Below are 26,103 nucleotides of genomic sequence, written 5' to 3'. Positions count from 1 at the left end.
CACAATTAACTTTTATAGTGAACCTATGGCATGGAGGTTGCTTTGTTCTACAAAGGTGCTTCACATTACCAGTTGGGATGTAGTAATTTAACGAAAATCAGCAAGTTATTGTGGGACTCACCGTTTCCCACCCACCGATGCCAGTAGGAGTGTTTATGACCCCGGCCAGCCTTATTCAGGAATTTCCTTTTTCACCTTGTCTTGATGATGAAATACGTGAACAACTCGAACAATTCACCACGATCAGAGAGCTGGCTCCAGGGGAAACATTAGCGCGCCAATTCGCCATCGGTGAACGCATCTACTTTTTAGTGGAAGGGGAAGTTTCAATTTCAATCCCGCTATATGAGTCTGGCAAGTCTTACAATGTGGGTCTCATTAAAGAGCGTCTAGCGCCTATCGGCTGGTCGGCATTTCGTCATCCGTGTCGCTATGCAACCAGCTTCGTTGCCACTAAAAGTAGCCGCCTAATAAGTTGGCCAATAGATGCACTGCAACAGGTATTGAATGATCACTGTGAGTTCGCCGCACAGTTTCTGAGCTTTATTTACCGGCAGTCCCTCCCAGTGCTTACCAATATTCAGAATTTAACTCGCCCTTACTTTGCCAACGAGTCATTAGCCTTTGAGGAAACCAGACCGCTCCTTGCCCCTGAGCATCAAAAGCAAACCTTGAAAGACTCTATCGCCCTGCTTAATCAATCGGCATTTTGCGACAGCTTCACCCAGGCAGAGATTCACTCACTTGCTAAAGTGGCGAATATTATCCTCGCCCATCAAGGGGATATTATTTCTCAGCAATCTAAACCAGAAGATGGTCTCTATTTGCTGGTGAAGGGCAAGGCAGTGGTGAGCTACCAAACTGAAGCAGGTGATATCATCACCACTCGCTCAATTTCTCGCTCCGGCACCGTGTTAGCCTCTTGCACCTTGGACGACGAGCAAAAAAACCGTGCTTCAATTATCTCATCCCGCGATTCCACTATCCTTTTCATTAGGAAAGCGGACTTGGTTCAACTTGCTGAAGAGAACCCCAAGCTCGGTATTAAGTACTGGCATCGCTTGATTTGGCTGATTGGCACTCATCTGCTTGCGGCTCGGATGCGCTACCTGTCTCAGGTAGCTAATGATGAGGTGTTGGCAGTCAATAACGTTATCGAGCAAAATGCCGCTGTGTTACCGGTTAGCTCCCCGCTTTACAAAGTAGGAAAACTACTGGCCAACGCAGTGACTACCGATGAAGCCTTCGGCGTTCTCTACCAATGCTTGCACTATGGCGAGCGAATCGAGCGCACCATTGCTGGTATGTGTTTAGATATCCTCAAAGATTTACAGCGGGAAAATGCGTTCTATCGGCATTTGAAGCGCATTTACGATGATATCAATGCGCTACCCGCGGAATTGGGGGCCAATGACGTGCGCCGTATTGGCACGGAGCGCTTCCAACAAGCGTTCCAGCAAGTTCCTTATGTGATTAAGGGATTAGAGAATCTACCCAAAAAAGCCGGTAGCCTGTTTATCTATAACCATCTGCTTGGCTCACAAAGCACCCAATTACCCAATGGTTTCCGCTACTCTCTGGATGCACAATTTATCAGTTCCATGATTATCGCTAAGAATTACGGTATGCCGGGACAGCGTGTGGTAAGACGTAGCCGAGAGTACGAATACTGGCGTGATGCTTTCTACGCTCGCTTCGGCAATATCTTCGTCGATAGTTGGCAGTCTTTGGTGAGCGGCTCGGAACAACATGAGCAATTTCTGCGCGACGGCCAAGATACCCTCAAACGCAATATTCCCCTATTAATTTCACCCGAGGGACGCAGCTTTTCTACCCTTGAATCCCCAGGGGAACTCTTGCCTTACGTATTTGAACTAGCCCAAAGTATGGCTGGGGAAGACGAGCCTTGGATCGTTCCTATCGCCGTCGCTAACTTCGATAAACGGGCAGATCACAATATTTATAGCATCGTGATTCGACCTGCGTTTCGCATCTCTGACCGACTCACCGAGTACACGCCGGCGGCCATGGCGGAATTTTTACAAGCCTATCAGGAAGAGTTCCGCGATGCAGTCACCGAAGCAGAGGCCCTAGCGCAAGAAATTAAGCAATACCCAATTCTATCCGGACGCCGTGGTTTCGAGTCTAATGTGTTAAGCGTGAACCAAATTGACGTGGAGTTCGAATCCGATGTTCGAGAACTCGAATTCCGTTTAGCTCATCACCGGGACAATGCTCAATCGGTGGCTTTTTATGGCAGCTCGACTATGCGCTTGTGGCCTAACTTTGAGCAGACTTTTGGGCCTCTGGGAGGTCTTAATCTAGGCTTTAGCGGCGCGACAATTGAGGCCTGTGTGTACTACTTCGAGCGTATCGTATTGCCACGTAAGCCTCGGTCTCTCGTGCTTTATGCAGGTGACAGCGATATCGGCAATAATCATGATGCCAACAAAGTTATCGCTAACTACATTCAACTATTAGAGAAAGTTGATATACACTTACCCGGTATACCTGTGACCTTGATCAGCATTAAATCAAGTCCAACTCGCGAACGGTTAAGAAACACGATAGAAATGACCAATAAGCAATTGGAGCAATTAGCAAGAACTCGGCCAAATACTCGCTACATTGACTTGTTCTCTTTGTTAAAGAGTAAAGACGGCAGTCTAGACGAAAGCTATTTCGAGAATGACTTGCTGCATATCAACAGTAAAGGGTATCGTCGCTGGAACGACGCTTTAATGGATCACAAAGAGTTCATTTTTAATGCAAAATAACGGGATACATATGAGTGCCCCACGAAGCTATGGAATTTCCTATGACAGAGACAACTTATAGATTGGTAACCCGCAGTGATTTCGACGGCTTGGTCTGTGCTGTATTACTGAAAGATCTCGGTATTATCAATGACATTTTATTTGTACATCCTAAAGACATGCAGGATGGCAAGGTGGAAATTGGTCCTAACGATATTACGACGAACTTACCCTATGTGGCGGGCTGCCATTTAGCCTTCGACCACCACTTGAGCGAAACGGTCCGCAACAGTGGGGATATCGAAAATCATATTATCGATCCTAACGCTCCCTCTGCGGCGCGGGTTGTATACGATTACTACGGTGGCGCAGAGCGTTTCCCTAATATTTCAACGGAGATGATGGAAGCGGTAGATAAAGGCGACTCTGCTCAATTCTCTGAAGATGAAGTACTCAATCCAACGGGTTGGGTTCTATTAAACTTCATCATGGATGCGCGTACTGGTTTGGGGCGCTTCCGAGATTTTCGCATCTCTAACTATCAGTTGATGATGCAACTGATCGATTACTGTAAAAATCACACGATCGACGAAATCCTACAGTTAGAGGACGTCAAGGAACGTACTGACCTGTACTTTGAACACGATGCTAAAGCCAAGGAACAGATCCAACGCTGCGCCACAGTATACGACAATCTGGTTGTACTCGATCTTCTGAACGAAGAAACCATCTACACCACTAACCGATTTGTTATCTATGCCATGTTCCCTGATTGCAATATTTCGATCCATAAAATGTGGGGACTGAAACAACAAAACACCGTATTCGCTATTGGCAAGTCAATCTTAAATCGATCCTCGAATACCAATGTGGGTGAGCTTTGCCTGAAATACGGTGGTGGCGGTCATCTAAATGCCGGCACCTGTCAGGTCGCTAATGATGTAGCCGATGAGACACTGCAAGCGCTAATCGCAACAATTAATGCCGATGGCTAACCATCAAAAGACTGATGTTGGGGAAACCAACATCAGTCACCCTCTTTTTAAAAAGAAGTTACTTTTGTGAGGCCAATAATCTAGCAATTTCTTCAGCAGGTTTGGGTTTCGAGAAATAGTACCCTTGTAGATACTGGCAACCGAATGAAGCAAGTAGATCCCACTGAGCTTTCGTTTCCACACCTTCCGCAACGACTTCCATAGATAAACTATTTGCTAAAGCAATAATGGCTTTCGCGACATCGCGATCGTAACCATCCTCGGTAATGTCATCTATAAAGGTTCGATCTATCTTTAAAGTATTGGCGTTCAGCTTCTTCAGGTATCCAAGGGAAGTGTACCCGGAGCCAAAGTCGTCTACAGAAGACTTGACCCCCAGATGAAGTAAGTGGTTAAGAGAAATAGTCGCCTGGTCGGGATCGGCCATAATCGCGGTTTCCGTTAACTCCACCTCGATGTAATTGGCGAGCTCAGGATGCTCATTCAGAATTTGCGCGAACAGTAAGACTAAGTCAGCTCGGGTGATATGGGATGCGGAAACATTCAGGGAAACAGGGACAATAACTAACCCTTGTTTGCGCCAAGCTAATTGTTGTTCTGCCACTGCGGCTATTACCCAACGATCAAGCTCAACAATCAAATTGGACTCTTCAGCAATCCCGATAAAACTGTCGGGGTAAATCAACCCCAACCTTGGGTGCTGCCAACGGACTAGCGCTTCTAAGCTATGTAGCTCGCCAGCCACTGCATTCACTTTAGGTTGATAGTGCAAGATCAGCTCGCCACGTTCAATACCTTCCCGTAGCTCGGATTCGATTTGTATTCGCTCCGGCGTGGAATCCTGCAGGTAGCTTCGATCCCAAAGTCGATAACAGCCTTTCCCACTTTTTTTGGCACGATATAGACAGATATCCGCATAACGCATGGCACTGACCATATCCTGAGCATCTTCTGGCAAACGCACAATACCGATGGAGGCTCCGACGTAAATCTGCTTATCAAAAACGGTAAATGACTGGGACAAAGCATCCACTAGGCGTTGGGCGATAGCTTCTACTTGCAGAACATCATCTTTACCGGATAACAGAACGATAAACTCATCTCCTCCTTGGCGCGCTATCATGCCCGCATGGGGGACAACTTCCCTCAGGCGCTGCCCCACCAAGAACAGTAAATTGTCACCCGCATGGTGACCCAAGGAATCGTTAACGTATTTAAACCGATCCAAGTCCATGTACATCAACACAAGTGGATGACGCTTGATCGTTGGTGACGTGAGTTTTGCGAGAGAAATTGCTCGCACTGAAACCGGTTCGGCAGGCCAGTTTGGGAATCAAAATAGGCCATTTGATGGAGTTGTTCTTGGGCTCGTTTGGATTCAGTAATATCGTTAAAAATAGCAATAAAGTTGGCTATCTTGCCGGTATCGTCACGTACTGCTTCAAGGGATAACCACAAGGTTCGCCCGGCTAGCTCTGGGGCGGAAAAAAAGACTTCTCCCGCCCAACGATCATGCTCTACCACGTAGCGCCAAATATCGTTGATGGACATATCGTTCGTCCAAGCAGAGTACAACCTCTCGTCAATGCGCTCAATAAATTCATCTTGACTGAGTTGGAAGATGCGACACACAACCTCATTAAATTCCAGAATGTGGCGGCGCCGGTCCATCAAGATATTGCCTTGCATCGAAGAACGAAAGAACTGGGAAGAGACACGCATGCGGTGCTCTGAAGCGCGAATATCAGAGATATCCTGTAGTACTCCCAACAGTCGGTCTGGCTCGTCTCCAGCGCCTATTTGCAAACCACCACGCAGTAATACGTAGTATTCGTTACCAGAAAGACGCAACGGATGCTCTACATTCAGACTTTGGGCAAATTGGATGCTTCGATTAATATTCTTCTCGACACGGCTTCGGTCGCGCTCAGGAATACAAGCCAAATAGGCCCTTAACGGCCAACTTTGCTTATTTTTGGGTAGCTGAAATAGTTCGATGAGTTCCTCTGACAACAACACCTGCCCACTATTTATGTCTAGTGACCAAGGCCCCATATGAGCTAACTCATGGGCTAAACGCAGATCATGCTGATAAATACTTAACGCTTTTTCAGCTTGTTTTTGCTCGGTAATGTCTTTGAAAGTCCATAAGCGACCAACCAAACGTCCAGACTCCAGTCGCGGCACCACATCGTAGTGCAACCAGCGGCCATCCTTGAGTAATAACTCCCCGGCAAACTCGTCGGTATTGACCAAACTGCGCTTGAGAAACTCGATGAAATTCTCAGCGTTGTCTAAAAATTCTGGTAAACGCTGAAAGAACTCTTGATGAGAAATCTCGCCACCGGTCTCTGCTTGCCATTCCCACAGGAGACCAAATGCAGGGTTGAATAATATGGCGTCACGGTCGAAATCAATCAGTAGCAAAGCATCAGGAGAGCTGTTGAAAATCGCGTCGAATAATTCTGCTTGGTTACTGACCGACTCGGTACGCTCACTAATTGCATCCGAGGCCAAATCTACCGAGCGCTCCAACAGCGCTACACGCGCTTCCATATCTGCGAACAAGTCATCCACATCTAACAAAAATGCAGTTAGGTTCGGGTCATTATTCTGCCCTGCAAAGTATGACTGAACTAGTAACTGCAGTTGTTTGTTCATGCTTACTCCATCATGCGGTGCGTTAGCCAGATAAGTGGATCTCTCGTACTAGTGACTAAATCGGCCAACATCGTAAAACATAAAGTTACAAATAGCTATGTAAGACAAGCAGTAAAGCTGACGACGGCAACATTTCTATTGACTAAGACGAAAAAAGCCTGCAGCATGTGGTTAACGTTAATTTCCCACGATGACTAAAATGCTACTTATCAGCGCTCTAAGCCTAGTCAAGAAACAGTACAAGCGTAAGGTTAAGAAACCTTGCGGTGCTGGCGTGTGGATGGCGTAAATTAACTTCCCCGGCAGCATGTTTGCTGACGGGCCCCTTCAGAAAAACATGCTGCGACCATTTAAAAAATGAGGAAACAGTATGTTCCAAGGTGCAATTACCGCTTTAGTTACCCCCTTTCGCAACGGTGCGTTGGATGAAGATGCTTTACGTCGTCATGTACGTTGGCAAATAGAACAAGGCATTGATGGCTTAGTACCTGTCGGTACTACGGGCGAAACCCCCACTTTAAGTGAAGCTGAACACAAACGTGTTATTGAAATTACCGTCGAAGAAGTAAATGGTCGTGTTCCGGTGATCGCTGGGGCTGGCTCGAATAATCCAATTGAGGCGGTGGAATATTCGCGTTTTGCCAAAGAAGCCGGTGCAGATGCGGCTCTACACGTGGCGGGCTACTACAACAAACCTAATCAACGTGGTTTGTATGAGCATTTTCGCTACGTCCATGACCATACTGAGCTGCCAATTATTGTTTACAACATTCCTCCCCGTGCGGTGGTCGGTCTTGATGTGGCGACTCTGGCGAAAGTGGCAGAACTACCAAGAGTTGTCGGCGTAAAGGATGCCACCGGGGATTTAACGCGCCCAATTCGCGAACGGGCCTTGATTAGCAAACCCTTTAGCTTCTTAAGTGGCGATGACGTAACTAGCGTAGCTTACAACGTTGGTGGCGGTGTCGGCTGTATCTCAGTGACCAGTAATGTGGCACCAAAACAAGTCGCACAACTTCAGCGTTTATGCATCGAAGGAGATTACCAAGCTGCGGCAGCTCTACAAGACAAACTTTTCGCCCTTCACAGCGCCTTGTTCTTGGAGCCAAACCCTGCGGGAGCCAAATACGCCCTGAGCCTGCTCGGCATGTGTAGCGAGGACTGCCGTCTACCAATGGTGCCATTACTAGACGAAAACAGGGCCGCTATTCGTTTAGCCATGCAGAACTTGGAATTGATTTAATTCAATCGAAATACCCCCTAAAAACAAAACGCCCCGTTCACAGCGGGGCGTTTGTTGAAAGGGGCAAATACCAGCGCCGCCCTACTCTCCGATATGCCAACCATTGGTAATCGGGTAACGACGATCTCGCCCAAAACCACGCTCGGTCACGCGCACACCTACCGGCGCTTGACGACGTTTGTATTCATTTAGATCAACTAACCGTAGCACCCGATACACCGTCTCTTGATCAAACTCTCCCGTTGCCAGGATAGCTTGAGCACTCTGATCCTGCTCGATATAAAGGTGCAAGATCGCATCGAGCGTATCGTAATCCGGCAAGGAATCTTCGTCTTTTTGATCTGGCGCCAACTCGGCACTCGGTGGTCGCGTAATCACTCTCTCTGGGATCACATAACCTAGCTCGTTGCGATAACGAGCCAGGCGGAACACGAGTGTTTTAAATACGTCTTTCAGTACCGAATATCCACCGACCATATCGCCATAAAGGGTGGCATAACCAACCGCCATTTCGCTCTTATTACCAGTAGTGAGTACCATATAGCCTTTCTTATTGGAAATCGCCATCAAGGTAACACCACGCGTACGAGCTTGAAGGTTTTCCTCCGTTGTATCTTTACCGTAGCCCTCAAATTCGGGGGCCAAGGTCGCCATAAAGGCTGATACCATAGGCTCGATGGGCAACACACTATATTGCACGCCCATACGCTTAGCCTGCTCGGCGGCGTCTTCCACACTCATGGATGAGGTGTAGGTGTAGGGCATCATCACCGCTTGCACACGGTCTGCACCAATGGCATCAACGGCAACGGCCAAGGATAGAGCAGAATCGATACCACCGCTCAGCCCAAGCACTATACCCTTGAAGCGGTTTTTCTCGATATAGCCACGCAAGCCAACGACCATGGCCTGATATACACTGGCTTCTACCCCAAATGCTGGCGCGATTTGTGCCACAACAGGTTCAACCCGCTGAGCTCGATCCTCTACCACGGTAAACTCACAACCATACAAGCCGTTTTCATACCAAGGGGCTTGAACACATTTGTTACCTTGAGCGTCCACCACAAAGGAGCCACCTTCGTAGACAAGTTCGTCTTGAGCCCCCATGTAGTTCACATAAACAATGGGGAGCTCAGTCTCGGTAGCGCGCTGGCGTAAAAGGGCCTCACGGGTTCCCATCTTCTCAATATGGAAGGGTGAGGCATTCAAATTCAGAATCAGCTCAGCACCGGCCGCTTTCGCCTGCGCAATGGGTTCTGGGTGCCAAATGTCCTCGCAGATACTAATACCAGCTTGGACACCTTTGATATTGACAATGCAAGGTTCCGTGCCCGCTGCGAAATAACGCTTATCATCAAACACTTGGATATTCGGCAATTTTTGCTTGGCATACTCGCCAAGCAAAACACCCTGATGGATCACGCCGGCACAATTAAACAAACTGCCATCAATAAAGCGCGGGTAGCCTACCACCATGTAGATATCTAGGTTACTTGCCAGTAGTGCTTGTATGGCACTTTCGATACGTTGTTCTAGGCTCGGGCGCAGTAACAAATCTTCTGGTGGGTAGCCAGTAAGAGTCAATTCAGGAAAAACAATGACATCGCCCTGATGCAGGGTCAGCGCCTCTTGCGCCGCTGCCAATACCGCTTGAGTATTCGACTTAATGTCCCCAACCAACATATCCAGTTGGGCCATAATGATTTTTAAGCTCATGACGCTGCTGTCTCGCAAACTTTAAAAGATTGCGGTATTGTCTCCAAATTCCCATTGTAAGGTAAAGGGCATGATCATCCGTTTATTACTTTTTATCGTCGTTTTCGCTGTTGGTTGGCTAATTTATCGTCAGATAAAACGCTCCCTCGCTCAGAACAAATCGGCGGAAAAGATTCAAAGCAGCGAAAAAATGGTGAAATGTGCCCAGTGTGGTACCCACTTGCCAGCCTCTCATGCCACTTATGATCACCAACAACGTCCATTTTGTTCGGAAGATCATCGCCTCAAGGGGCCAAAGCAATAACGCCATAGCCTAAACTACCATTCTGCCAAACACAGTAAGCGAGTGTTTGATTTTGCATAATACATAGACGTAACCGTGTATTGCCGTTTGTGTCTAAGCTTTTGCGGTAATGAATCAGCCAACTATCTCCGTTATAAGAGACTGTCTGAAACTCACTTTGATGGGGAATACATAGTGAAGGGCAGCTTGAAGGCTGCGCCCACTCTGGATGAGCCAACCAATGCCGTACCAGAGCGTTCGGGGTCGACATGGAGTGAATGACCGACTGCCATTTAAGCGTCTGCATCTGGTTTGCCCCATACTCTTTCAATTGCGCACTCATTATCGCGACCATGAGTAAGAGTGGCATAGCTATCCAACCGGCACTGGCGCGTTTCATTTAGCCCCCAGCACAATGAACCGTTGCCCAAGTTGGGAACAAGATGGGGGGTAGTGCCAAGTTTCCCCTGTGAAACTCTGATAACTAGAGTTTGAAGAGGTTGTCTCCTCGCAGTCATTCAAGGTAATCAGATACTCCACCCAAATCCCTTTCACAGACTCAATATCAAAGCGACCTGTGGAACGATGTACATCCTGCACCAACGGCCCCTCCGGTGCTCCCTGCAAGAGATAGAAATTGAGTTGCGCTATTTCATCAACTACCTCTACCCCGTTGCCGGAAATAGCACTTTTACTCCACAAGGCATAGCCGTGACTTTTAGAAGGAGCCAGATACCAGTAGGTTGGCTGAAAGCTAGCAGCCAATATTGGACTAGTGACGCTACTAGGTAATGCAATATCAACACGATTGCCGTAGGCGTGTACGACAGTCGCTAATTGCTGCTGACCACAAGTGTCTAACAGAACTGGATCACCAACATCAAAATTTAGGCACGACAATGGCGCGGTCAACACGCCAGAAGTCACCGAACCATAAGCAGCACAAAGTCCGACACTGTCCCCTAACAGCCAGCGCGACCCAGCTTTTAAATCCGCACTAGATAAGCGCGACGGTGGCGTATCTGCTTGTCCAACCTCAATGTATCCATACTTATCAGATGCACAACCGAAGCCGCCGAGTAGACCAAGTTGACCATCCAATATTTCACCAACCAAAGCTACCTTGTTCTGGAGACGCACGTGGACTTGATCGCGCTTCAGACTTACCAACCAATGTTGTTGGATGGCAACAACCATTGTTAGTAACACCGCGAGTACCAGCAGCGCCACCAACACCTCAAACATAGTAAATCCCTTACTACGCATTTCCTCTCCATGATTATGCTAACGCAAAGTTTGATACGCCGTTCGGAATAATTCTACGAGCTCATTCCCACTACATATTTGGCAATTGGGGAAATTTTCCTGCTCCACGTTTGTCTCCAACGAGCTACCATTACCTGTCATTAACTCAAATCGCTGCTGCATGATTTGCTGTTGGTCGGCTGCAAGATCAGCTTGAAAAATAACGAGCTGCGCTTGCCAATATTGATTTTGTTTCACCAGAGTGTGGAACACGATCGCCAATGCGGTGAGCACGATACAGACTTCCGCCAAGACCCATCCCCGTTTAGCTCCCATAACAGGACTCCACCTCCACTGTTGTGGTGGATAGCTCGACGATTGGATCCAAGTAAGCGCGACCACTTTGATTCAGGCGTACACGCAGCAAGTAGTCGGGATCACAGATGTAAAAGGACCCATTCTGGTAGCTCGCCCCACCCTCTGGGGTAAATTCAATGTGATCCCGCTGAATCGGAAAGCCTTTCCACACGATTGATATATCATCGCTTGAGGTGATTATTTGCTGCCATTGCAAGCTACCATCATCAGTACGATAGACAAACACCTGTCTGCCCCAGCCACTGTGACAATCCCAGTTACCACATAAAAACATGCTTTGTTGAGTTGATGTAGCTAAGGTACGTGTGTAGGAAATAATTTCTAACAGGGAATAGGCACTGGCTCTGAGTGAACGCATTCGTTGCCATTGACGCCAGCTATCAAGCAAACTTGACTGCTGGAAAGTGATAGAGATAACAGCCAATATAGTCATGACTAGTAATATCTCTAGTAAGGTAAAACCTTTGACTGACATGACACCTCCTTGTGTCGTCAATAAGAATGTTAAAACGATTAGCTCGGACTTGTCTCCGCTGATGGGGGTGTCTGAGCCTCTATCAGGGCACTCAGTTTGCCGATCAACTTGTTATTGAAATCCAAAATATCAGCTACCCGAGCACGGGCTTCATCCTGACGTTGCTGCATTTCTGACAAATTACTCATCACATCAGCCACGCTAGCACGATAGTCTTCCAGAATATTAGAAGCTCTTTCCATGGTTTGCTCTAAGGCCTTGCGATAGTCTACCAGTGGCTCAGTCACGGCTTTGTTGCCATTACCACGACTGTAAGCAGTTTGTACTTGAGAGGCTTTCATAGTCTGGTCAGTTTGCAATGCCATGGTAAAACTAGCGAGCTGTTCGGAATTGAAACCTGAACGTAGCGCCTGCTCCATCGCACCTTGTACATCCCCAGAAAAAAACAACTCGGCCGTTTTCCCCAGTGAGTTAACCAAATCACTGATAGCACTCTGCTCGTTATCGTTAAGCTCTCCTGTCACCGCAAACTCAAAGCCGAAGCGGGACGAAGTACTTTCGAAACTCGCCATGGTCTGCTGACCATTTTGGTTTACCTTGGCAAGCCCAGCGGCACTGCTAGAAAGCGCATACATGTTAAGCGTAACCTGATCGCCCTCTTGAATCGTCAGCGTCAACTCCGCTGCGTCACTACGCTCGTAAGATGCAGCGACCGCTTCAGTTTGTGATACTTCCTTGGTTCCAAGGAACGCCTCTCTCATTGCTGTCATACCATCGTTCAGACGGGCGGTAGTATCGTCAATCCCAGTTTGAACATCTTGCGTCAACCAATTGAGAGAGGATAGCTTCTCAGCGGCCAAGCCCAATCCTTTTTCAATACTTGATTGAGCTAAGTCCAGCAAGCTACTGATTCTTTCGTCGTCAGCACCTTGCTGCTGTTGTTTTTCAATATAATTGCCCACAAACCCGAGAATGCGACTTGCCACTGCTTCAGGAGAAAAATCCTGCTGACTAAATCGTTTCGTTTCTTGAGCGCTATCAGTCTCGGCGACGGCAGATACCGTTTCCGTCACTGTCTGTTGCACCACGCCTAGGGCCCGCATCGACTGGGAGGAAGGCTGGTACTGATCACTGCCCCACACCTTCACCTGCTCTGCGGACGTCGCACTTGCATACTTGCGTTCTTTAAATAAATAACCAGTCGCCACATCCCCGAGACCGGACATTGGATCAGACATGGCTTACCTCCTGCGTTACACATCTTCTCTTAGACGGTTAACGGCACCTCATGTTCAAACTTTAATCACTTTTTAAAGTTTTTTCACTTTTTTTCTACTAACCAGCGGTTGACATGGATAGCAATCTGGCGTGGTTTTTGAAATGGAAGAGAATGATCGCAGCCTTTTAAATTGATATGGTGCCACTCCAGACGCTCATCCGCTAATGCCTGGTAATGATCAATAAGCCCCTGATGGCTGATTGCCCCGGAAAAAAGCAACACGTTTTTAGCAGAGTCAATCAACTGCTCCCGCATGGCTTGTCCCTGAGCGGCTTGTTCTACCCAGGCAGTAACTGCGTCCAAAGCATAGGCGAAACCGTGGGGACGGTGGGCTAAGCGACTCTGAGTTTTTTCTTCTACCCGTGGATTCTTCCGGCGATTAGGTGACACGCTATCCATAAACAAAGCGATCCCCTGTTCCACATCCCCTGTTTGACGAATGATTTCTGCCGCTTTGCGGTAACGTCGGCGCACATCAAGCAGATCTTCTAATGACGCTCTATCAAGGGAGGCGGGCTCTAGCAAAATCAAATTTGCCTCAGAGCAACCGCGCCGGGCGTTTAAATGCAATGCCACTAAACCGCCTAGGGAGTAACCTAGAAGATCAAACTTTTCCCACATCAAGGCGTCAAGCAAATCTTCTAAATCTTCACTGAGCTGTTCTATGGTAATGGGGGCTTCTTGTCCATGTAAAAATGTCGTCTCACCCATGCCAGTTAGATCAGGAATTAGCATCCAGCGCCATTCAGTGAAATATTCATACATTGGAGCAAACGTCTCGACTCCACCCACCCCTGCTCCGTGCAATAAAACTGCACACCGATTGCCACTACAATGCGGGTTCTCTACTAGCCGATAGCCTACACGTACACGATGATTTTCAAAAAAAGTTGTCTCTAACACTTTAATCTTCCTAACATAGCCTTAAATACCCGAAGGAAGGCCGCTACTGTACAGTCGGTTGCCGTCACAGGGACTCTTACGTCACTTTTGTTTAATAACAACCTTGGTTTGATTATGTCAAAAATTAAACTGATAAGCTTACCTTATCAGCCTGAATTAGCCGCTCTATTTCCGAATTTTGCGCACTTACCGTTTCCTATCGTATTCGATAGTAACCATGCAACGTTCAAGGAAACTCGGTTCGATATTCTTAGCGCTGCGCCCGCTTGTACAGTGCACATTGAGCGAGAAGATTCAGGAGTGACTTGGCATCAATCACCCTTATTCCAAACCAAAGATGGTGTTGCACCACTCCCCCTGTTAGAACATATCATGCAAACCATGACGACACAGGAGTGGGCTCAAGAAATGGACGCATCCTTGCCTTTTACCGGTGGACTGCTGGGCTACTATGGATACGAAGTGGGTCGACATGTGGAACGCTTGCCACAAAATGTAATCGAGGATGTACAAGTACCTGAACTACTGATGGGACTCTATACCTGGGCTCTGATCTCTGATCATGAGCAACAATCTACTTATCTGATGATCACTCCTTGGTGTGTGCAGGATGAAACTGAGTTACTGTCCCTCGTGCAACAAGTACCACCATCGCGCCAAACTGAGCCATTCCAGTTGGGTACACCATTCCAAGCAAATATGACTGAAATGGAATACCTCAGTAAGTTTGATCGTATTCAGGATTATATACGAGCTGGCGACTGCTATCAGGTCAACTTGGCGCAACGTTTCAGCGCGCCTTACCAAGGGGAGACTTGGGCTGCTTACCAAGCTCTGAAACAGGCTTGCCCTACCCCTTACTCGGTATACTTTAAGCTAGATGATCGGCGAGCTATCTTGTCTCATTCTCCGGAACGTTTCCTACTTTGTAATGATGGTTATGTGGAATCGAAACCGATCAAAGGAACCCGTCCTCGGGGAGCCACTCCGGAGCAGGATCAATATTACGCAGACCAATTAATGAACTCGGAAAAAGATCGCGCCGAGAACTTAATGATCGTTGATTTATTACGTAATGACTTGGGACGTACATGCGTCACTGGAAGCGTTTCCGTGCCCAAGCTCTTCGCTTTAGAGTCCTACCCGAATGTGCATCACCTAGTTTCTACTGTTTCAGGCCGAGTAAATCAGCGCCATGATCCCATTCGAGTATTCCATGAAAGTTTTCCGGGCGGATCCATTACCGGCGCTCCTAAGGTACGCTCCATGGAAATCATCGATGAGCTAGAACCCCATCAACGTAGCGCCTACTGCGGTGCCTTTGTGTATTTCAGCTGCAATGGACAAATGGACTCCAATATCACCATCCGTACTCTTGTCGCTGATGGGGAAAACATCCATTGCTGGGCAGGGGGCGGAATCGTTGCCGATTCGGTAGGATTAGAAGAATATCAGGAAACCTTTACCAAAGTAGGTAAACTCACCCATACTTTGGAAGACTCATTTCTAAGGTAGCCTTATGACTGCGGTTCAAGAGTTCCTAAAAGCCCCTCCGCTAACGGTCAGCATGGATGATATTCGTGCCGCTTTTACTCGACCGCACCTCCCGAGCCCACACTATTTCACCGATCAGCAGTTACCTGAACAAATGCCGGAACATAAATATCGCCCGGCAGCGGTATTGATTCCCCTATTTACGTGCCCGCAAGATGATTGTATCAAGGTACTACTTACCCAACGGGCGCTCCATATGCGCAATCATCCGGGACAAATCGCCTTTCCAGGAGGCAAACATGATCCCAACGATGCCAGTATTCAATATACCGCTTTAAGGGAAACGCTAGAGGAAGTAGGACTAGCTCCAGATTGTTTCGAGCTTCTCGGTGAGTTGCATGAATACTGCACTATCTCAGGATTCTGCATCAAGCCCGTGGTAGCTGAACTGACCCGACACAGCGAACTCAGCCTATGTCGAGACGAAGTGGAGTCCGTGCATTGGGTACCTCTCAACTACCTTCTCAACCCAGCTAATTACCGCACACGTTCGAAGCACATTGGCAATACCGAACGTTCTTTTCTGGAAGTGGAATATGACGGCATTCGTATTTGGGGGGCAACCGCCGGCATATTGTGCGGTCTGTATGAGCATCTCGCTCATTATCAATCGTTATAACAAATCGATATTATAACGATAGTCGTGTTTCGTATTTCATCTAAGCCCGAATTATTGGTATCTTGAGCCTATCATTTCTCTATTTGAGACTTACTTATGTCTGATTTTAATTTACAAGATTTTATTGCCAATCATCAGGAAGATGCGGCACAGAAAATTATTCATAGCGCCTTAGCCGCGTTTGACAATATTGCTATTTCGTTTAGTGGCGCCGAAGATGTGGTATTGATTGATATGGCGGTAAAAGCCAAAAAAGATGTACACGTCTTTTCCTTGGATACAGGACGTTTGCATCCAGAAACTTACCGTTTTATCGATCAAGTGCGTAAACACTATGGCATCGACATCGATATCTTGTCACCAGACACTCAGGCGCTACAGGATTTTGTTAAGAAAAAAGGACTATTCAGTTTCTACGAGGACGGCCACAAGGAGTGCTGTAATATCCGTAAAGTAGCCCCCCTAAAAGCCAAACTGGCGACTTTAGATGCTTGGATTACTGGTCAACGTAAAGACCAAAGTCATGGCACACGCAATCAACTGGCCTTTGCCGAAGTAGACAGCGCCTTTAGTAATGAAGACCACACGCTACATAAATTTAATCCATTAGCGAATTGGAGCTCCGAGGACGTTTGGAACTACATTAAGATGTTTGAAGTGCCCTACAATGAACTTCATTCCAAAGGCTACATCAGCATCGGCTGTGAACCTTGTACTCGTCCAGTGTTGCCCAATCAGCATGAGCGGGAAGGTCGTTGGTGGTGGGAAGAATCAGAACACAAAGAATGTGGTCTGCATATCGGAAATCTAGCCCCGAAATCCTGAGAAGATAACAGGTAGCGCTCAAACGAGCGCTACCTTAAGCACTGGTGCGTAGTAATTCAGCCTCATTGACCCCAACCTGCCCACGCCAACGCGCAACAAAATTGGCATAGCACTTATCCAAATCCATGACATGCTGAAATAGCAGCTTGCCCGCTTCGGTAAGCTCGGTGGTACGTCCATGGCGAATAAGTAACGCTTCGCCCAAACCCCGCTCCAGCTTTTGTATGTGCTGACTGACCGCAGGTTGAGTTAAACCAAGACGCTTCGCGGTCTGCGTGAAGCTACCAGTTTCAACCAGTGTTTTAAAGGTGATGAGATGTTGGGTATTTAGCATAATTGTTCCTTATAGTGGTAACTATTATGCCCAAGCATGTTTCTACTGGCATTGACCTACATCGTATTTTAATGAAAGACTAGCAACACCTTGTTTGAACCGAGAGTGGTTATGACTGCCAACAATCTTTGCCTCGATATTTGGATGCAGCGCCGATCCGGCCCCCGCCGAAAACGCATCGACGACTACCGCAACGTCTATCAAAGAGATCGGGCTCGGATTATTCACAGTGCGGCATTTCGACGTCTCCAGTCAAAAACCCAGATTTTAGCCATCCGTCAGAATGATTATAGTCGCACTCGACTTACCCACTCTCTCGAAGTGGCGCAAATTGGTAGTGGTATCGTTCACCATCTAAAACACGCCTATCAGGACAGGGAAGACATTCAAACTTGGCTAGCTAGCGAAGCATTGATCGAAACCATCTGTCTTAGCCACGATATTGGGCATCCGCCTTTCGGTCATGGTGGTGAAGTGGCATTAAACTACATGATGCAGGATCATGGTGGCTTTGAGGGTAACGGTCAGTCATTGCGTATTCTCGGTAAACGCGGATCTTACTCGGAAGATTTTGGCATGGACGTGTCCCGACGCACCATGCTGGGCATTTTAAAATATCCAGCCCTTTATCAGGATGTAGTTGGGACCTATCCCACCAAACCCAGCAATCTGCGCACCTTCAAAGCCAAGCATTGGGGCCCACCTAAATGCGTGTTTGCTGAGGAGCGCTCCCTGTTAGAGTGGATTTTGCAGCCCTTTAGTGAGGCTGATCGTGCATTATTTACCAGCATCAGCAAGCCAGACCCAGCGCGTCACGGGAAAACTCAATATCAGAGCTTTGACACCACCATTATGGATTTAGCCGATGATATTGCCTATGGCGTACACGATCTCGAAGATGCCATTGTTTTGGGCATGGTCAGTAGAGAAAAGTGGCAGCAGGTTCTGGCTCCTCAACTGGGTGACATAGATGACGCGTACTTACAAAATGAGCTACCACGCTTGGAAAGACAACTATTTAGCCGCACTAGCCACCAACGCAAAGAAGCCATCGGTGATTTAGTTTGCTGGTTTATCACGAATGCACAAATCACCGAGAATGAGCAATTTGAACACCCACTGTTACGCTTCAATGTGACTTTACCAAGCGAACTTCGCCAAGCATTAGATGTGTTGAAAACGTTCGAAATGGATCACATTATTCAACGGCCTGAAGTGCAGATGCTGGTCTATAAAGGCCAACAAATGCTGCTGGAGATTTTCGAAGCATTACAAGCAGACCCGGCACGCCTATTGCCCCGGGAACTCGCTCAGGAATGGCATCAGGCGGAAGCTAAGGGCAAAAATAGCCATAGGATCATTTGCGATTATATGGCATCCATGACCGATGATTATGCCAGTAGACTCTACAAAACTCTGTTTGTGCCTAGTTCCGGATCGGTATTCGAACCTATCTAATGGACTCACTCTCCCGGCAAGGAGAGACCATATATGATCAGATCTTGCTGGGGCAAGTTAGGCTCACACAACACTTGTGGCAAACTCCCCCATTGGCAAAACCCTGAGTCTTCGAAGAACGCCCGGCTGGCAACATTACCGGAGCCAATATGAGCGACTAGAGTAGTACGCCCTACTCGCCGCTGTTGATTGATAGCGGTATTTAATAAGGTTCGCCCCAATCCCATACGTTGCACATTGGGGGATACGTAGAGCGCTACCTCACCGACACCAGCCAAGGCCGCTAAACCATAATAAGGTTCGACCGCCAACCAAGCTAATACCGACGAACGCTCTCTTACCACAAAAATAGGATTTTGATCATCCGCTTGCTCAAGCCAATCCAACACTGAAACCAGCGTAATGTCTGCCTGCGTCGACAACGGTGCCGTTTGCTGGAAAACAGAAAGTATTTGCGGCGCATCTTCTAACTCAGCAAGATGCACCTCAAGATTCCCACGCTCAGCCATTAACCTTGATTCAACAAACGACGCAGATCGATGATCGCTGCATTTGCGCGGGTAATATAAGAAGCCATTACCAATGAATGGTTAGCCATCATCCCAAAACCACTACCATTTAGGATCATTGGCGCCCACACGGTTGTCTGTGTTGCCTCTAGCTCACGAATAATTTGACGTAAACTCACCAACGCATTTTTGTCTTGAAGCACAAAAACGAAGTCCACTTCGACTGCGCGTAAAATATGAATAAGCGCCCACGCCGCACCACGAGCTTCATAAAATACGTTATCAATCTCAGACCATGGGGTCTTAACGTATTTATAGTCCCCCGTCTCAGTAGACTGAGTTGCCTGTGCGTCACCGGCCAAGTCAGTATTCTCTCTTACGTTTTCAACACTGGCTGATAATCGTTGCGACAAGCTACCAAGACGAGTAGACACATCACTTAACCAATCATTTAGATTGTCAGCGCGGGCATAAAACTGAGCATTGGTCTCACTCTTGTTAGCCAAGCGATCAAGATATTTCAACAACTCCTGATTACCGCGCTCATATTCGCTTTCACTGGAAGGGAGTGCCCAGCTCTTGGTATCAAAGTTGAACTGTGGCTCGGCAATTTTGAGATTTTCATCTTCAGTAGACTGAGATTGTGACCGGCTAAACTCTTTACGCAAGGCTCGCGCTAGATCACGCGCCTGTACCAATGCCCCAAACTCCCAAGAGGGCATATTGTCGAGGAAAAGACCTGGCGGCATGATGTCATTGGTAATGAAGCCACCGGGCTTATTGAGCAAGGTATCAACAATATCGTATAGCGCATTGGTGGTGGTGTAGCCAACAACCAGTTGTTTGCTATTGTTCAAATAACCACGCTGTTCGGCGCGATCTTTTGCCGCCGCCACCACGTCAAACTGTTCCGGCTCAGAGCTCCAATACATTCCTAAACCAACAGTCAGCACCGACGCGGCCACAACACCCATTCCCACTCCTTTGGCGATAGTCGAGGCCTGATCCGCACTATTCCAAAAGGCAAGTTTCGACAATAGATTTGCCATAATTACTCCTAATTATCTGAATTCCACGCTATACGACGGCCTGTGATAGATCATCGCCCGAACCCGATATGCTGGGGTTCTACTGTTAATTATCTGATAAATTAGCCGCGCTTCTTTATCAGACGGCCAATTGATCTCGATACGCCTTTGCTGCCGATTCAATTCGTCAATGATAGGCTGCATTCTGGCAAGAATCTCTTCTTCGCTCAAACTAAATAGGGATTCTGGCAAAATCACCTGAGATAAGGGCTGCGCTACTCCGGTTTCCTTGTCGCTGGTTATTGACTCATCCCCTTTCAAGTCGGGCGCCAACGATGTGGATTTTGGTCTTACATCGCCAGCGAGAATTTGTCGTTGTGTCTGCCCGATCAAAGGATCCTGGGGGTTAACCAGCTTGGCTTGTTCCAAATAATGGTGCACACTGACTTGATTACCAGCCCTTGCTGCCTCCAAAGCCCAGTTACAGTATTGTTCTACGATACTGGCAATACCCATAGTGGCACGATAATTACCGGGAGAACGCCCCAAGGCTGCCTGATAGTATAAGTTGGCATTGTCTTCCTCTGGCGTTAGCAGACGAAGTTTAGCCAAAGCGTGATCACCGCGCTCTAGCAACGCTTGCGTAATCGGATCGAGAAATTCCGGTGGCTGAGATTGATCTTCGGTCTTTGCAGTTGAATCGGTGCCACTATCTGCTTCTATTACCGAAAAGTTGGTGCTTGCTTGTTCCAATGGCAAGGTGATTGGCAGTGATGCGACGGCCCCAAGGCTTTCATTAAGTCTCTCGGTATTCACTGTCTTCGACGTAACTTGTGCGGTTTCTTCGGTCTCCCCCTTCTTGTCATCTTTTATCGATGAGCTAGCGCAACCCGTGACGAGCAACAAGAAATTGAGCAACAAAAACGTTTTTTTGAACACCTGCGCCTCTTTCAATTGGCAACCTTTTTCACCATTGGTAGTCTATATCAAGCTATCTGAGCTGAATCCATTCAACCTGTCAACTTTAGTCTACTGAACTCATGAAGCCTATTCTTTTGCTTTTGTCCCTACTCGTACCCTTATCCGCTTTAGGGTTTTCTTTTGGCAACAACAGCAAGCCGGAGTTCCTACCAGTTGAACAGGCATTTATCCTTGGGGTAAGACAAAGTGACAAGCCCGGCACCATCAATGCTACTTGGCAGATAACCGAGGGCTACTATCTCTACAAACATCAATTTAAACTCACCACGGACGGAGACATTCCGGTCCAGTTTCAGGATCTACCGGCAGGCAAAAAGAAGAATGACCCGTACTTCGGAGAAGTGGAAGTCTACCGTCGCGAATTGACACTTCCCATTCGTTATCCAGCAACTAATACCACCCCACAAGAGCTGAATTTCATCCTACAATACCAAGGCTGCGCTGACGCGGGACTGTGTTATCCCCCCCAAAAAGTCCCAGTCTCAATTACCATACCTGCAGCCAGCCTCACCTCCACCACGTCAGCCCAGCCGATCCCGATCCAAGACACTACCACCTCTGTGAGCAGCACTTTAGCCAACGGCAGTCTATGGCAAACGATTGGTATCATGTTTGGATTAGGCTTACTGCTTACATTTACGCCCTGCGTCTTGCCGATGATTCCCATCGTTAGTGCTATCGTGATAGGCGGAAAGCAAAAGGGCTGGCAGGGGTTGGGCACGACTGCTATTTACGTATTAGGCATGGCTTCGACTTATGCCCTTATTGGCGCTTTGGCGGCTTGGTTCGGAACTCAATTTAACCTGCAGGCAGCATTACAGAAACCTAGCTTGATTACTGCCAGCGCCCTATTGTTTACCGTACTAGGATTGGCGATGCTCGGAGTCTTTAACCTAAGACTTCCCAGTGGCTTACAACAAAAACTAGAGGTGCTGTCTGATCAATCACGTTCAAGTTCAAGCCGCTTTCTCGGCACCTTTCTAGCAGGAGTTTTTGCTACCTTAATTGTCTCACCCTGTGTTTCAGCCCCCCTAGCAGGAGCCGTACTTTACATTAGTACTACCGCTGATATTGCATTGGGGGCTTTCGCCCTATTTGTTATGGGCTTAGGTATGGGCGTTCCGTTACTAGTGGTAGGGGCAATGGGAAGCCGTATTTTACCTCGTAACGGAGTATGGATGGAGGACGTAAAAGCGCTGATGGGCTTCGCCATGTTAGGCATGACAGTGTGGCTTTTGGCGCGACTCTTACCCGGTGGACAGGCACTGTATTTATGGGGAGCTTGGTTGGGCCTACTGGCTGCTTATGCGTTTCATACTGCTCGCCGCGGGGAAAGTCAGTACTGGCGCTGGCTACTGGGTATAATGCTGGTGTTGTTGGCCGCCTTACAATGGCTTGGGGCCGCCAGCGGCAATTCCAACTTTCTGATCCCACTAACTCAGAACAGCACGCTTTCTATTGGCAATGAAGGCAAGAGCCAAAACCGAGCGAATTATCAGTTCAATATCGGTTCTTTGGCGGAGATGAACGATATTCTCGCAACAACTAAAGTGCCGGTAATGTTTGATCTTTACGCAGACTGGTGTATCAGTTGTCAGGAAATTGAACACAAAATTCTGGCAGCAAAAGAGGTTACTCCGCTACTCAACAAGATTACTTTAGTGCGCATCGACGTTACGGACAACTCAGCCGAGAACCAAGCATTGATGCAACAATATCGGCTATTTGGCCCACCTGCCCTATTGTTTTTCAATGACAAAGGGGAGTACCAACAAGACTGGTCATTAATTGGTGAACCCACCAAAGAAGAAGTTGTTTCGAGACTTAGTGCGCTGCTCACCCTCAACCAAAGTTAACTAGAGTTCATTTTTTAACCAAAACATAGCGGCGCGCATAATTTCTTGTCATAACTGGACAACTTCCTGCAATTTAACGATAATTTCACGCCAGTTGCCGTATAAAAACGATTGAACACTTCCGTCGCAAGCGTCGGAGATGTCGACATTAAGCGATGTTTGACCCATAACAAACAGAGTCATTCTGGATATCGGTTAAACTAAACACATCACTGATTAGAAGAGAGTTATCATGGACATCCGTAAAATTAAAAAACTGATCGAACTACTTGAAGAATCCAACGTATACGAGATCGAAATTAAGGAAGGCGAAGAAGCTGTTCGAATCAGTCGTGGCGGTGCACCTGTTGCTCCTCAAATGTATGCTCCAGCACCTGCGCCTGTTGCTCCTCAAGCTGCTGCGCCAGCACCTGTTGCAGCAGAAGCGGCTGCTGAACCAGCAATCTCCGGCCATGCTGTAACTTCACCAATGGTGGGTACTTTCTACCGTTCTCCAGCTCCTGGTGCGAAAGCCTTCATTGAAGTAGGCCAAAAAGTTAACGCTGGCGATACCATCTGTATCGTTGAAGCGATGAAAATGATGAACCAAATCGAAGCAGACAAGTCTGGCACTATTGGCGCCATCCTAGTAGAAGATGGTGAGCCAGTTGAATTCGACCAGCCGCTAGTCACCATCATCTAATCAAAAGGTTTCGTCATGTTAGATAAGGTATTGATTGCCAACCGAGGAGAAATAGCGCTGCGTATTTTACGCGCCTGTAAAGAACTCGGCATTAAAACCGTCGCTGTCCATTCCAAAATTGACCGAGACCTATTGCACGTACGCTTGGCTGATGAGTCAATCTGTATTGGTCCGAACCCATCCAAAGACAGCTACCTAAATATTCCTGCCATTATCAGTGCAGCAGAACTTACTGACACATCTGGTATCCACCCAGGTTACGGCTTCTTAGCAGAAAATGCTGACTTTGCAGAGCAAGTTGAGCGTTCTGGGTTTGCTTTCATCGGTCCACGAGCAGAAACAATCCGCCTAATGGGTGACAAAGTGTCCGCCATTAAAGCGATGAAAGAAGCAGGCGTACCAACTGTACCTGGCTCAAACGGCCCAGTGCCATCTGATCCAGAGCAATGTATGCGTATTGCCCGTGAAATCGGCTATCCAGTTATTGTCAAAGCAGCGGCAGGCGGCGGTGGTCGTGGTATGCGCGTTGTACACAACGAAGGCAGCCTACTTAAGTCCATTAGCGTTACCCAGTCTGAAGCAGGCTCTTACTTCGGTGACAGCACGGTTTACATGGAGAAATTCCTAACCAACCCACGCCACGTTGAAGTGCAAGTACTGGCAGATGGCCAAGGTAATGCCATTCATCTTTACGACCGTGACTGTTCGCTACAGCGTCGTCACCAAAAAGTATTGGAAGAGGCACCCGCACCATTGCTTGACCCAGAGTCTCGCGCCCAATGTCTGCAAGCCTGTGTGGATGCGTGCATCAAGATCGGCTACCGCGGCGCAGGTACTTTTGAGTTCCTATATGAAGATGGTCGCTTCTACTTCATCGAGATGAATACTCGAGTTCAGGTAGAACACCCTGTAACGGAAATGGTTACCGGCATCGATATCGTAAAAGAGCAGCTACGTATCGCCAGCGGTCTACCGCTTTCTATTAAACAGGAAGATGTCAAGCTTAGAGGTCATGCGGTAGAAGCACGTATTAACGCAGAAGATCCCAAAACCTTTATGCCAAGCCCTGGTAAAGTTAACTACTTCCATGCTCCAGGCGGTATGGGTGTTCGCGTAGATACTCATCTGTACAGTGGCTACTCAGTACCACCAACTTACGATTCTATGATCGCGAAAATCATCTGTTTCGCTGACGATCGTGAAGGCGCACTAAAACGCCTATCGGTAGCGTTAGACGAAACTTTTGTAGATGGTATTAAGACCAATATCGATCTACAGAAGGATTTGGCTACCGATGGCAACTTCATCGCAGGCGGTGTCAATATTCACTACCTCGAGAAAAAGCTCGGGCTATAATGCCTCCGTCGGGTGCCTTATGGCACCCGACTCTCTTCCGTAATAACTCTATAAGGCTTTGCTTTTATGCCATGGCTGCAAATTCGTGTGCAAACCACACCAGATTATGTTCCTGCTTTTGAAGACACCCTACTAGAATGTGGCGCTTTAGTCGTTACGTTTGAAGACGTGCATGACGACCCAGTTTATGAGCCCGAACTAAATACCACACCGCTTTGGAATCACACTCGTGTGACAGGCTTGTTTGAAGCAGATGCAGATATCGAACACATTCGCCCCGTAGTCGAGCACAAGGCAACGCAGCTAGGTCAATCTGATATCAATTTAAAAATTGAAATTTTGGAAGACAAGGACTGGATTAGAGAATGGATGGATTCCTATCATCCGATCCAATTTGGTAAGCGTCTCTGGGTATGTCCGAGCTGGCGCGAAGTTCCGGATGCTAATGCCGTTAACCTCATGCTTGATCCAGGGCTTGCCTTTGGCACCGGCACTCACCCAACCACCGCATTATGTCTAGAATGGCTCGATAGCGTTGACTGTAAAAACAAGACAGTCGTGGATTACGGTTGCGGTTCTGGCATTTTAGGCATTGCCGCCCTTCTGCTTGGCGCCAGTAATATGATTGGCATTGATATAGACCCTCAAGCGGTAGAAGCGACACAAGCCAACGCTGAACGCAACGGCATTGAAGCTAGTCGCTACGAAGTGAAATTGCCACCTTACGAAGGCGATATTAAAGCCGATATCGTTGTAGCCAATATATTGGCGGGCCCATTGGCGGAATTGGCTCCGGTTATCACCGCACTTGTAAAACCTAACGGTCAGCTGGCATTATCTGGCATATTAGCGAACCAAGCTCATAATGTAATTGACGCTTATCGAGAAGCTTTTCATATCGACTCGGTTACCGAGAAGGAAGAATGGGTTCGTATCGTTGCAACTAAACGCTGAGAGCTAATAC

General features: G+C 47.6%; 25 protein-coding genes. 12 read left to right on the top strand and 13 right to left on the bottom strand.

The features are described 5' to 3' along the window. Positions 1-155 precede the first annotated feature (155 nt). Together FJM67_RS04710 and FJM67_RS04705 are read left to right on the top strand one after the other, a co-directional pair. Positions 156-2,777 (top strand): cyclic nucleotide-binding domain-containing protein, encoded by a 2,622-nt coding sequence (locus tag FJM67_RS04710; RefSeq protein WP_140587518.1) that lies wholly within the window; start codon positions 156-158, stop codon positions 2,775-2,777. Between the two features lie 41 nt (positions 2,778-2,818). Continuing rightward, on the top strand, positions 2,819-3,751 hold the full coding sequence (locus FJM67_RS04705) for a DHH family phosphoesterase (RefSeq protein ID WP_140587517.1): 933 nt from the start codon (positions 2,819-2,821) through the stop codon (positions 3,749-3,751). A 58-nt stretch (positions 3,752-3,809) separates the two neighbouring features. Here the strand turns inward: FJM67_RS04705 and FJM67_RS04700 are convergent, their stop codons facing one another. Both FJM67_RS04700 and FJM67_RS04695 read right to left on the bottom strand, forming a co-directional pair. After that, the gene (locus FJM67_RS04700) at positions 3,810-4,985 is read right to left on the bottom strand and encodes a putative bifunctional diguanylate cyclase/phosphodiesterase (protein WP_181161430.1); all 1,176 of its coding nucleotides are present in this window, start codon (positions 4,983-4,985) and stop codon (positions 3,810-3,812) included. A 5-nt stretch (positions 4,986-4,990) separates the two neighbouring features. Continuing rightward, positions 4,991-6,412: a PAS domain-containing protein gene (locus FJM67_RS04695; protein WP_140587515.1), complete on the bottom strand. Its 1,422-nt coding sequence runs from the start codon at positions 6,410-6,412 to the stop codon at positions 4,991-4,993. Between the two features lie 370 nt (positions 6,413-6,782). Here FJM67_RS04695 and dapA point away from each other — a divergent pair, with 370 nt between their 5' ends. Further along, a complete protein-coding gene (gene dapA / locus FJM67_RS04690; protein WP_140587514.1) occupies positions 6,783-7,655 on the top strand; it encodes a 4-hydroxy-tetrahydrodipicolinate synthase in 873 nt (290 codons plus the stop codon). Between the two features lie 81 nt (positions 7,656-7,736). Here dapA and FJM67_RS04685 read toward each other — a convergent pair whose 3' ends face one another. After that, on the bottom strand, positions 7,737-9,374 hold the full coding sequence (locus FJM67_RS04685; protein ID WP_140587513.1) for an NAD+ synthase: 1,638 nt from the start codon (positions 9,372-9,374) through the stop codon (positions 7,737-7,739). Between the two features lie 70 nt (positions 9,375-9,444). On the opposite strand from FJM67_RS04685, the gene FJM67_RS04680 reads away from it, so the two are divergent. Then, a complete protein-coding gene (locus FJM67_RS04680) occupies positions 9,445-9,678 on the top strand; it encodes a PP0621 family protein (RefSeq protein ID WP_140587512.1) in 234 nt (77 codons plus the stop codon). On the opposite strand, the gene FJM67_RS04675 is transcribed toward FJM67_RS04680, so the two are convergent. The 6 genes from FJM67_RS04675 to FJM67_RS04650 all read right to left on the bottom strand — a co-directional run bounded on the left by FJM67_RS04675 (position 9,659) and on the right by FJM67_RS04650 (position 13,937). Further along, positions 9,659-10,057, bottom strand: a complete 399-nt coding sequence (locus tag FJM67_RS04675; RefSeq protein ID WP_140587511.1) for a hypothetical protein — start codon at positions 10,055-10,057, stop codon at positions 9,659-9,661. The two genes, FJM67_RS04680 and FJM67_RS04675, sit on opposite strands and share 20 nt — an antisense overlap. Further along, positions 10,054-10,923, bottom strand: a complete 870-nt coding sequence (locus FJM67_RS04670; protein ID WP_140587510.1) for a prepilin-type N-terminal cleavage/methylation domain-containing protein — start codon at positions 10,921-10,923, stop codon at positions 10,054-10,056. Before FJM67_RS04670 ends, FJM67_RS04675 begins: the two co-directional genes overlap by 4 nt. 18 nt (positions 10,924-10,941) lie before the next feature. Continuing rightward, the gene (locus tag FJM67_RS04665; RefSeq protein WP_140587509.1) at positions 10,942-11,238 is read right to left on the bottom strand and encodes a hypothetical protein; all 297 of its coding nucleotides are present in this window, start codon (positions 11,236-11,238) and stop codon (positions 10,942-10,944) included. Then, the gene (locus tag FJM67_RS04660) at positions 11,228-11,755 is read right to left on the bottom strand and encodes a pilus assembly FimT family protein (protein WP_140587530.1); all 528 of its coding nucleotides are present in this window, start codon (positions 11,753-11,755) and stop codon (positions 11,228-11,230) included. The genes FJM67_RS04665 and FJM67_RS04660 overlap by 11 nt, the downstream gene beginning before the upstream one ends. Positions 11,756-11,793: 38 nt before the next feature. Then, positions 11,794-12,993 (bottom strand): DUF5610 domain-containing protein, encoded by a 1,200-nt coding sequence (locus FJM67_RS04655; protein WP_140587508.1) that lies wholly within the window; start codon positions 12,991-12,993, stop codon positions 11,794-11,796. Positions 12,994-13,076: 83 nt separating this feature from the next. After that, positions 13,077-13,937 carry an alpha/beta fold hydrolase gene (locus tag FJM67_RS04650; RefSeq protein ID WP_140587507.1) on the bottom strand — a complete coding sequence of 287 codons (861 nt, stop codon included), beginning with the start codon at positions 13,935-13,937 and terminating at the stop codon, positions 13,077-13,079. Positions 13,938-14,051: 114 nt separating this feature from the next. Between FJM67_RS04650 and pabB the strand changes: the two genes are divergently transcribed. From pabB to FJM67_RS04635, 3 genes are all read left to right on the top strand, one after another. After that, entirely contained in the window at positions 14,052-15,452 is a 1,401-nt protein-coding gene (gene pabB / locus FJM67_RS04645) for an aminodeoxychorismate synthase component I (protein WP_140587506.1), read from the top strand. 4 nt (positions 15,453-15,456) lie between these two features. Then, a complete protein-coding gene (locus tag FJM67_RS04640; RefSeq protein ID WP_140587505.1) occupies positions 15,457-16,110 on the top strand; it encodes an NUDIX hydrolase in 654 nt (217 codons plus the stop codon). 96 nt (positions 16,111-16,206) lie between these two features. Beyond that, a complete protein-coding gene (locus FJM67_RS04635) occupies positions 16,207-16,935 on the top strand; it encodes a phosphoadenylyl-sulfate reductase (protein ID WP_140587504.1) in 729 nt (242 codons plus the stop codon). A 34-nt stretch (positions 16,936-16,969) separates the two neighbouring features. Here FJM67_RS04635 and FJM67_RS04630 read toward each other — a convergent pair whose 3' ends face one another. Then, positions 16,970-17,269 carry a LysR family transcriptional regulator gene (locus tag FJM67_RS04630; RefSeq protein WP_140587503.1) on the bottom strand — a complete coding sequence of 100 codons (300 nt, stop codon included), beginning with the start codon at positions 17,267-17,269 and terminating at the stop codon, positions 16,970-16,972. 111 nt (positions 17,270-17,380) lie between these two features. Here FJM67_RS04630 and FJM67_RS04625 point away from each other — a divergent pair, with 111 nt between their 5' ends. Next, positions 17,381-18,727: an anti-phage deoxyguanosine triphosphatase gene (locus tag FJM67_RS04625; RefSeq protein ID WP_140587502.1), complete on the top strand. Its 1,347-nt coding sequence runs from the start codon at positions 17,381-17,383 to the stop codon at positions 18,725-18,727. A 5-nt stretch (positions 18,728-18,732) separates the two neighbouring features. Here FJM67_RS04625 and FJM67_RS04620 read toward each other — a convergent pair whose 3' ends face one another. Genes FJM67_RS04620 through FJM67_RS04610 form a run of 3 tightly spaced genes read right to left on the bottom strand, consistent with a single transcriptional unit; the run spans position 18,733 to position 21,203 of the window. Continuing rightward, on the bottom strand, positions 18,733-19,236 hold the full coding sequence (locus FJM67_RS04620; RefSeq protein ID WP_140587501.1) for a GNAT family N-acetyltransferase: 504 nt from the start codon (positions 19,234-19,236) through the stop codon (positions 18,733-18,735). Beyond that, the gene (locus FJM67_RS04615; RefSeq protein WP_140587500.1) at positions 19,236-20,285 is read right to left on the bottom strand and encodes a DUF2333 family protein; all 1,050 of its coding nucleotides are present in this window, start codon (positions 20,283-20,285) and stop codon (positions 19,236-19,238) included. The genes FJM67_RS04620 and FJM67_RS04615 overlap by 1 nt, the downstream gene beginning before the upstream one ends. Before the next feature lie 12 nt (positions 20,286-20,297). Continuing rightward, entirely contained in the window at positions 20,298-21,203 is a 906-nt protein-coding gene (locus FJM67_RS04610) for a hypothetical protein (protein WP_140587499.1), read from the bottom strand. 101 nt (positions 21,204-21,304) lie between these two features. Here FJM67_RS04610 and dsbD point away from each other — a divergent pair, with 101 nt between their 5' ends. The 4 genes from dsbD to prmA all read left to right on the top strand — a co-directional run bounded on the left by dsbD (position 21,305) and on the right by prmA (position 26,093). Continuing rightward, positions 21,305-23,101 (top strand): protein-disulfide reductase DsbD, encoded by a 1,797-nt coding sequence (gene dsbD / locus FJM67_RS04605; protein ID WP_140587498.1) that lies wholly within the window; start codon positions 21,305-21,307, stop codon positions 23,099-23,101. A 232-nt stretch (positions 23,102-23,333) separates the two neighbouring features. Further along, positions 23,334-23,783: an acetyl-CoA carboxylase biotin carboxyl carrier protein gene (gene accB / locus FJM67_RS04600; protein WP_140587497.1), complete on the top strand. Its 450-nt coding sequence runs from the start codon at positions 23,334-23,336 to the stop codon at positions 23,781-23,783. A gap of 15 nt (positions 23,784-23,798) precedes the next feature. Beyond that, on the top strand, positions 23,799-25,139 hold the full coding sequence (gene accC / locus FJM67_RS04595; RefSeq protein WP_140587496.1) for an acetyl-CoA carboxylase biotin carboxylase subunit: 1,341 nt from the start codon (positions 23,799-23,801) through the stop codon (positions 25,137-25,139). 66 nt (positions 25,140-25,205) lie between these two features. After that, positions 25,206-26,093: a 50S ribosomal protein L11 methyltransferase gene (prmA, locus tag FJM67_RS04590; RefSeq protein WP_140587495.1), complete on the top strand. Its 888-nt coding sequence runs from the start codon at positions 25,206-25,208 to the stop codon at positions 26,091-26,093. The last annotated feature ends 10 nt before the right edge of the window (positions 26,094-26,103 follow it).

It is taken from the genome of Maribrevibacterium harenarium (assembly GCF_006385675.1).
In the GTDB taxonomy this organism is placed as follows: Bacteria; Pseudomonadota; Gammaproteobacteria; order Pseudomonadales; family Marinomonadaceae; genus Marinomonas; species Marinomonas harenarium.
The sequence above is the reverse complement of the archived record's forward strand: the minus strand, read 5'-3'. Positions and strand labels throughout refer to the sequence as shown.

Coding starts and splice junctions, on each gene's coding strand:
- FJM67_RS04710 (WP_140587518.1), top strand. CDS start 156: ATGACCCCGGCCAGCCTTATTCAGGAATTTCCTTTTTCACCTTGTCTT.
- FJM67_RS04705 (WP_140587517.1), top strand. CDS start 2,819: ATGACAGAGACAACTTATAGATTGGTAACCCGCAGTGATTTCGACGGC.
- FJM67_RS04700 (WP_181161430.1), bottom strand. CDS start 4,985: ATGGACTTGGATCGGTTTAAATACGTTAACGATTCCTTGGGTCACCAT.
- FJM67_RS04695 (WP_140587515.1), bottom strand. CDS start 6,412: ATGAACAAACAACTGCAGTTACTAGTTCAGTCATACTTTGCAGGGCAG.
- dapA (WP_140587514.1), top strand. CDS start 6,783: ATGTTCCAAGGTGCAATTACCGCTTTAGTTACCCCCTTTCGCAACGGT.
- FJM67_RS04685 (WP_140587513.1), bottom strand. CDS start 9,374: ATGAGCTTAAAAATCATTATGGCCCAACTGGATATGTTGGTTGGGGAC.
- FJM67_RS04680 (WP_140587512.1), top strand. CDS start 9,445: ATGATCATCCGTTTATTACTTTTTATCGTCGTTTTCGCTGTTGGTTGG.
- FJM67_RS04675 (WP_140587511.1), bottom strand. CDS start 10,057: ATGAAACGCGCCAGTGCCGGTTGGATAGCTATGCCACTCTTACTCATG.
- FJM67_RS04670 (WP_140587510.1), bottom strand. CDS start 10,923: ATGCGTAGTAAGGGATTTACTATGTTTGAGGTGTTGGTGGCGCTGCTG.
- FJM67_RS04665 (WP_140587509.1), bottom strand. CDS start 11,238: ATGGGAGCTAAACGGGGATGGGTCTTGGCGGAAGTCTGTATCGTGCTC.
- FJM67_RS04660 (WP_140587530.1), bottom strand. CDS start 11,755: ATGTCAGTCAAAGGTTTTACCTTACTAGAGATATTACTAGTCATGACT.
- FJM67_RS04655 (WP_140587508.1), bottom strand. CDS start 12,993: ATGTCTGATCCAATGTCCGGTCTCGGGGATGTGGCGACTGGTTATTTA.
- pabB (WP_140587506.1), top strand. CDS start 14,052: ATGTCAAAAATTAAACTGATAAGCTTACCTTATCAGCCTGAATTAGCC.
- FJM67_RS04640 (WP_140587505.1), top strand. CDS start 15,457: ATGACTGCGGTTCAAGAGTTCCTAAAAGCCCCTCCGCTAACGGTCAGC.
- FJM67_RS04635 (WP_140587504.1), top strand. CDS start 16,207: ATGTCTGATTTTAATTTACAAGATTTTATTGCCAATCATCAGGAAGAT.
- FJM67_RS04630 (WP_140587503.1), bottom strand. CDS start 17,269: ATGCTAAATACCCAACATCTCATCACCTTTAAAACACTGGTTGAAACT.
- FJM67_RS04625 (WP_140587502.1), top strand. CDS start 17,381: ATGACTGCCAACAATCTTTGCCTCGATATTTGGATGCAGCGCCGATCC.
- FJM67_RS04620 (WP_140587501.1), bottom strand. CDS start 19,236: ATGGCTGAGCGTGGGAATCTTGAGGTGCATCTTGCTGAGTTAGAAGAT.
- FJM67_RS04615 (WP_140587500.1), bottom strand. CDS start 20,285: ATGGCAAATCTATTGTCGAAACTTGCCTTTTGGAATAGTGCGGATCAG.
- dsbD (WP_140587498.1), top strand. CDS start 21,305: ATGAAGCCTATTCTTTTGCTTTTGTCCCTACTCGTACCCTTATCCGCT.
- accB (WP_140587497.1), top strand. CDS start 23,334: ATGGACATCCGTAAAATTAAAAAACTGATCGAACTACTTGAAGAATCC.
- accC (WP_140587496.1), top strand. CDS start 23,799: ATGTTAGATAAGGTATTGATTGCCAACCGAGGAGAAATAGCGCTGCGT.
- prmA (WP_140587495.1), top strand. CDS start 25,206: ATGCCATGGCTGCAAATTCGTGTGCAAACCACACCAGATTATGTTCCT.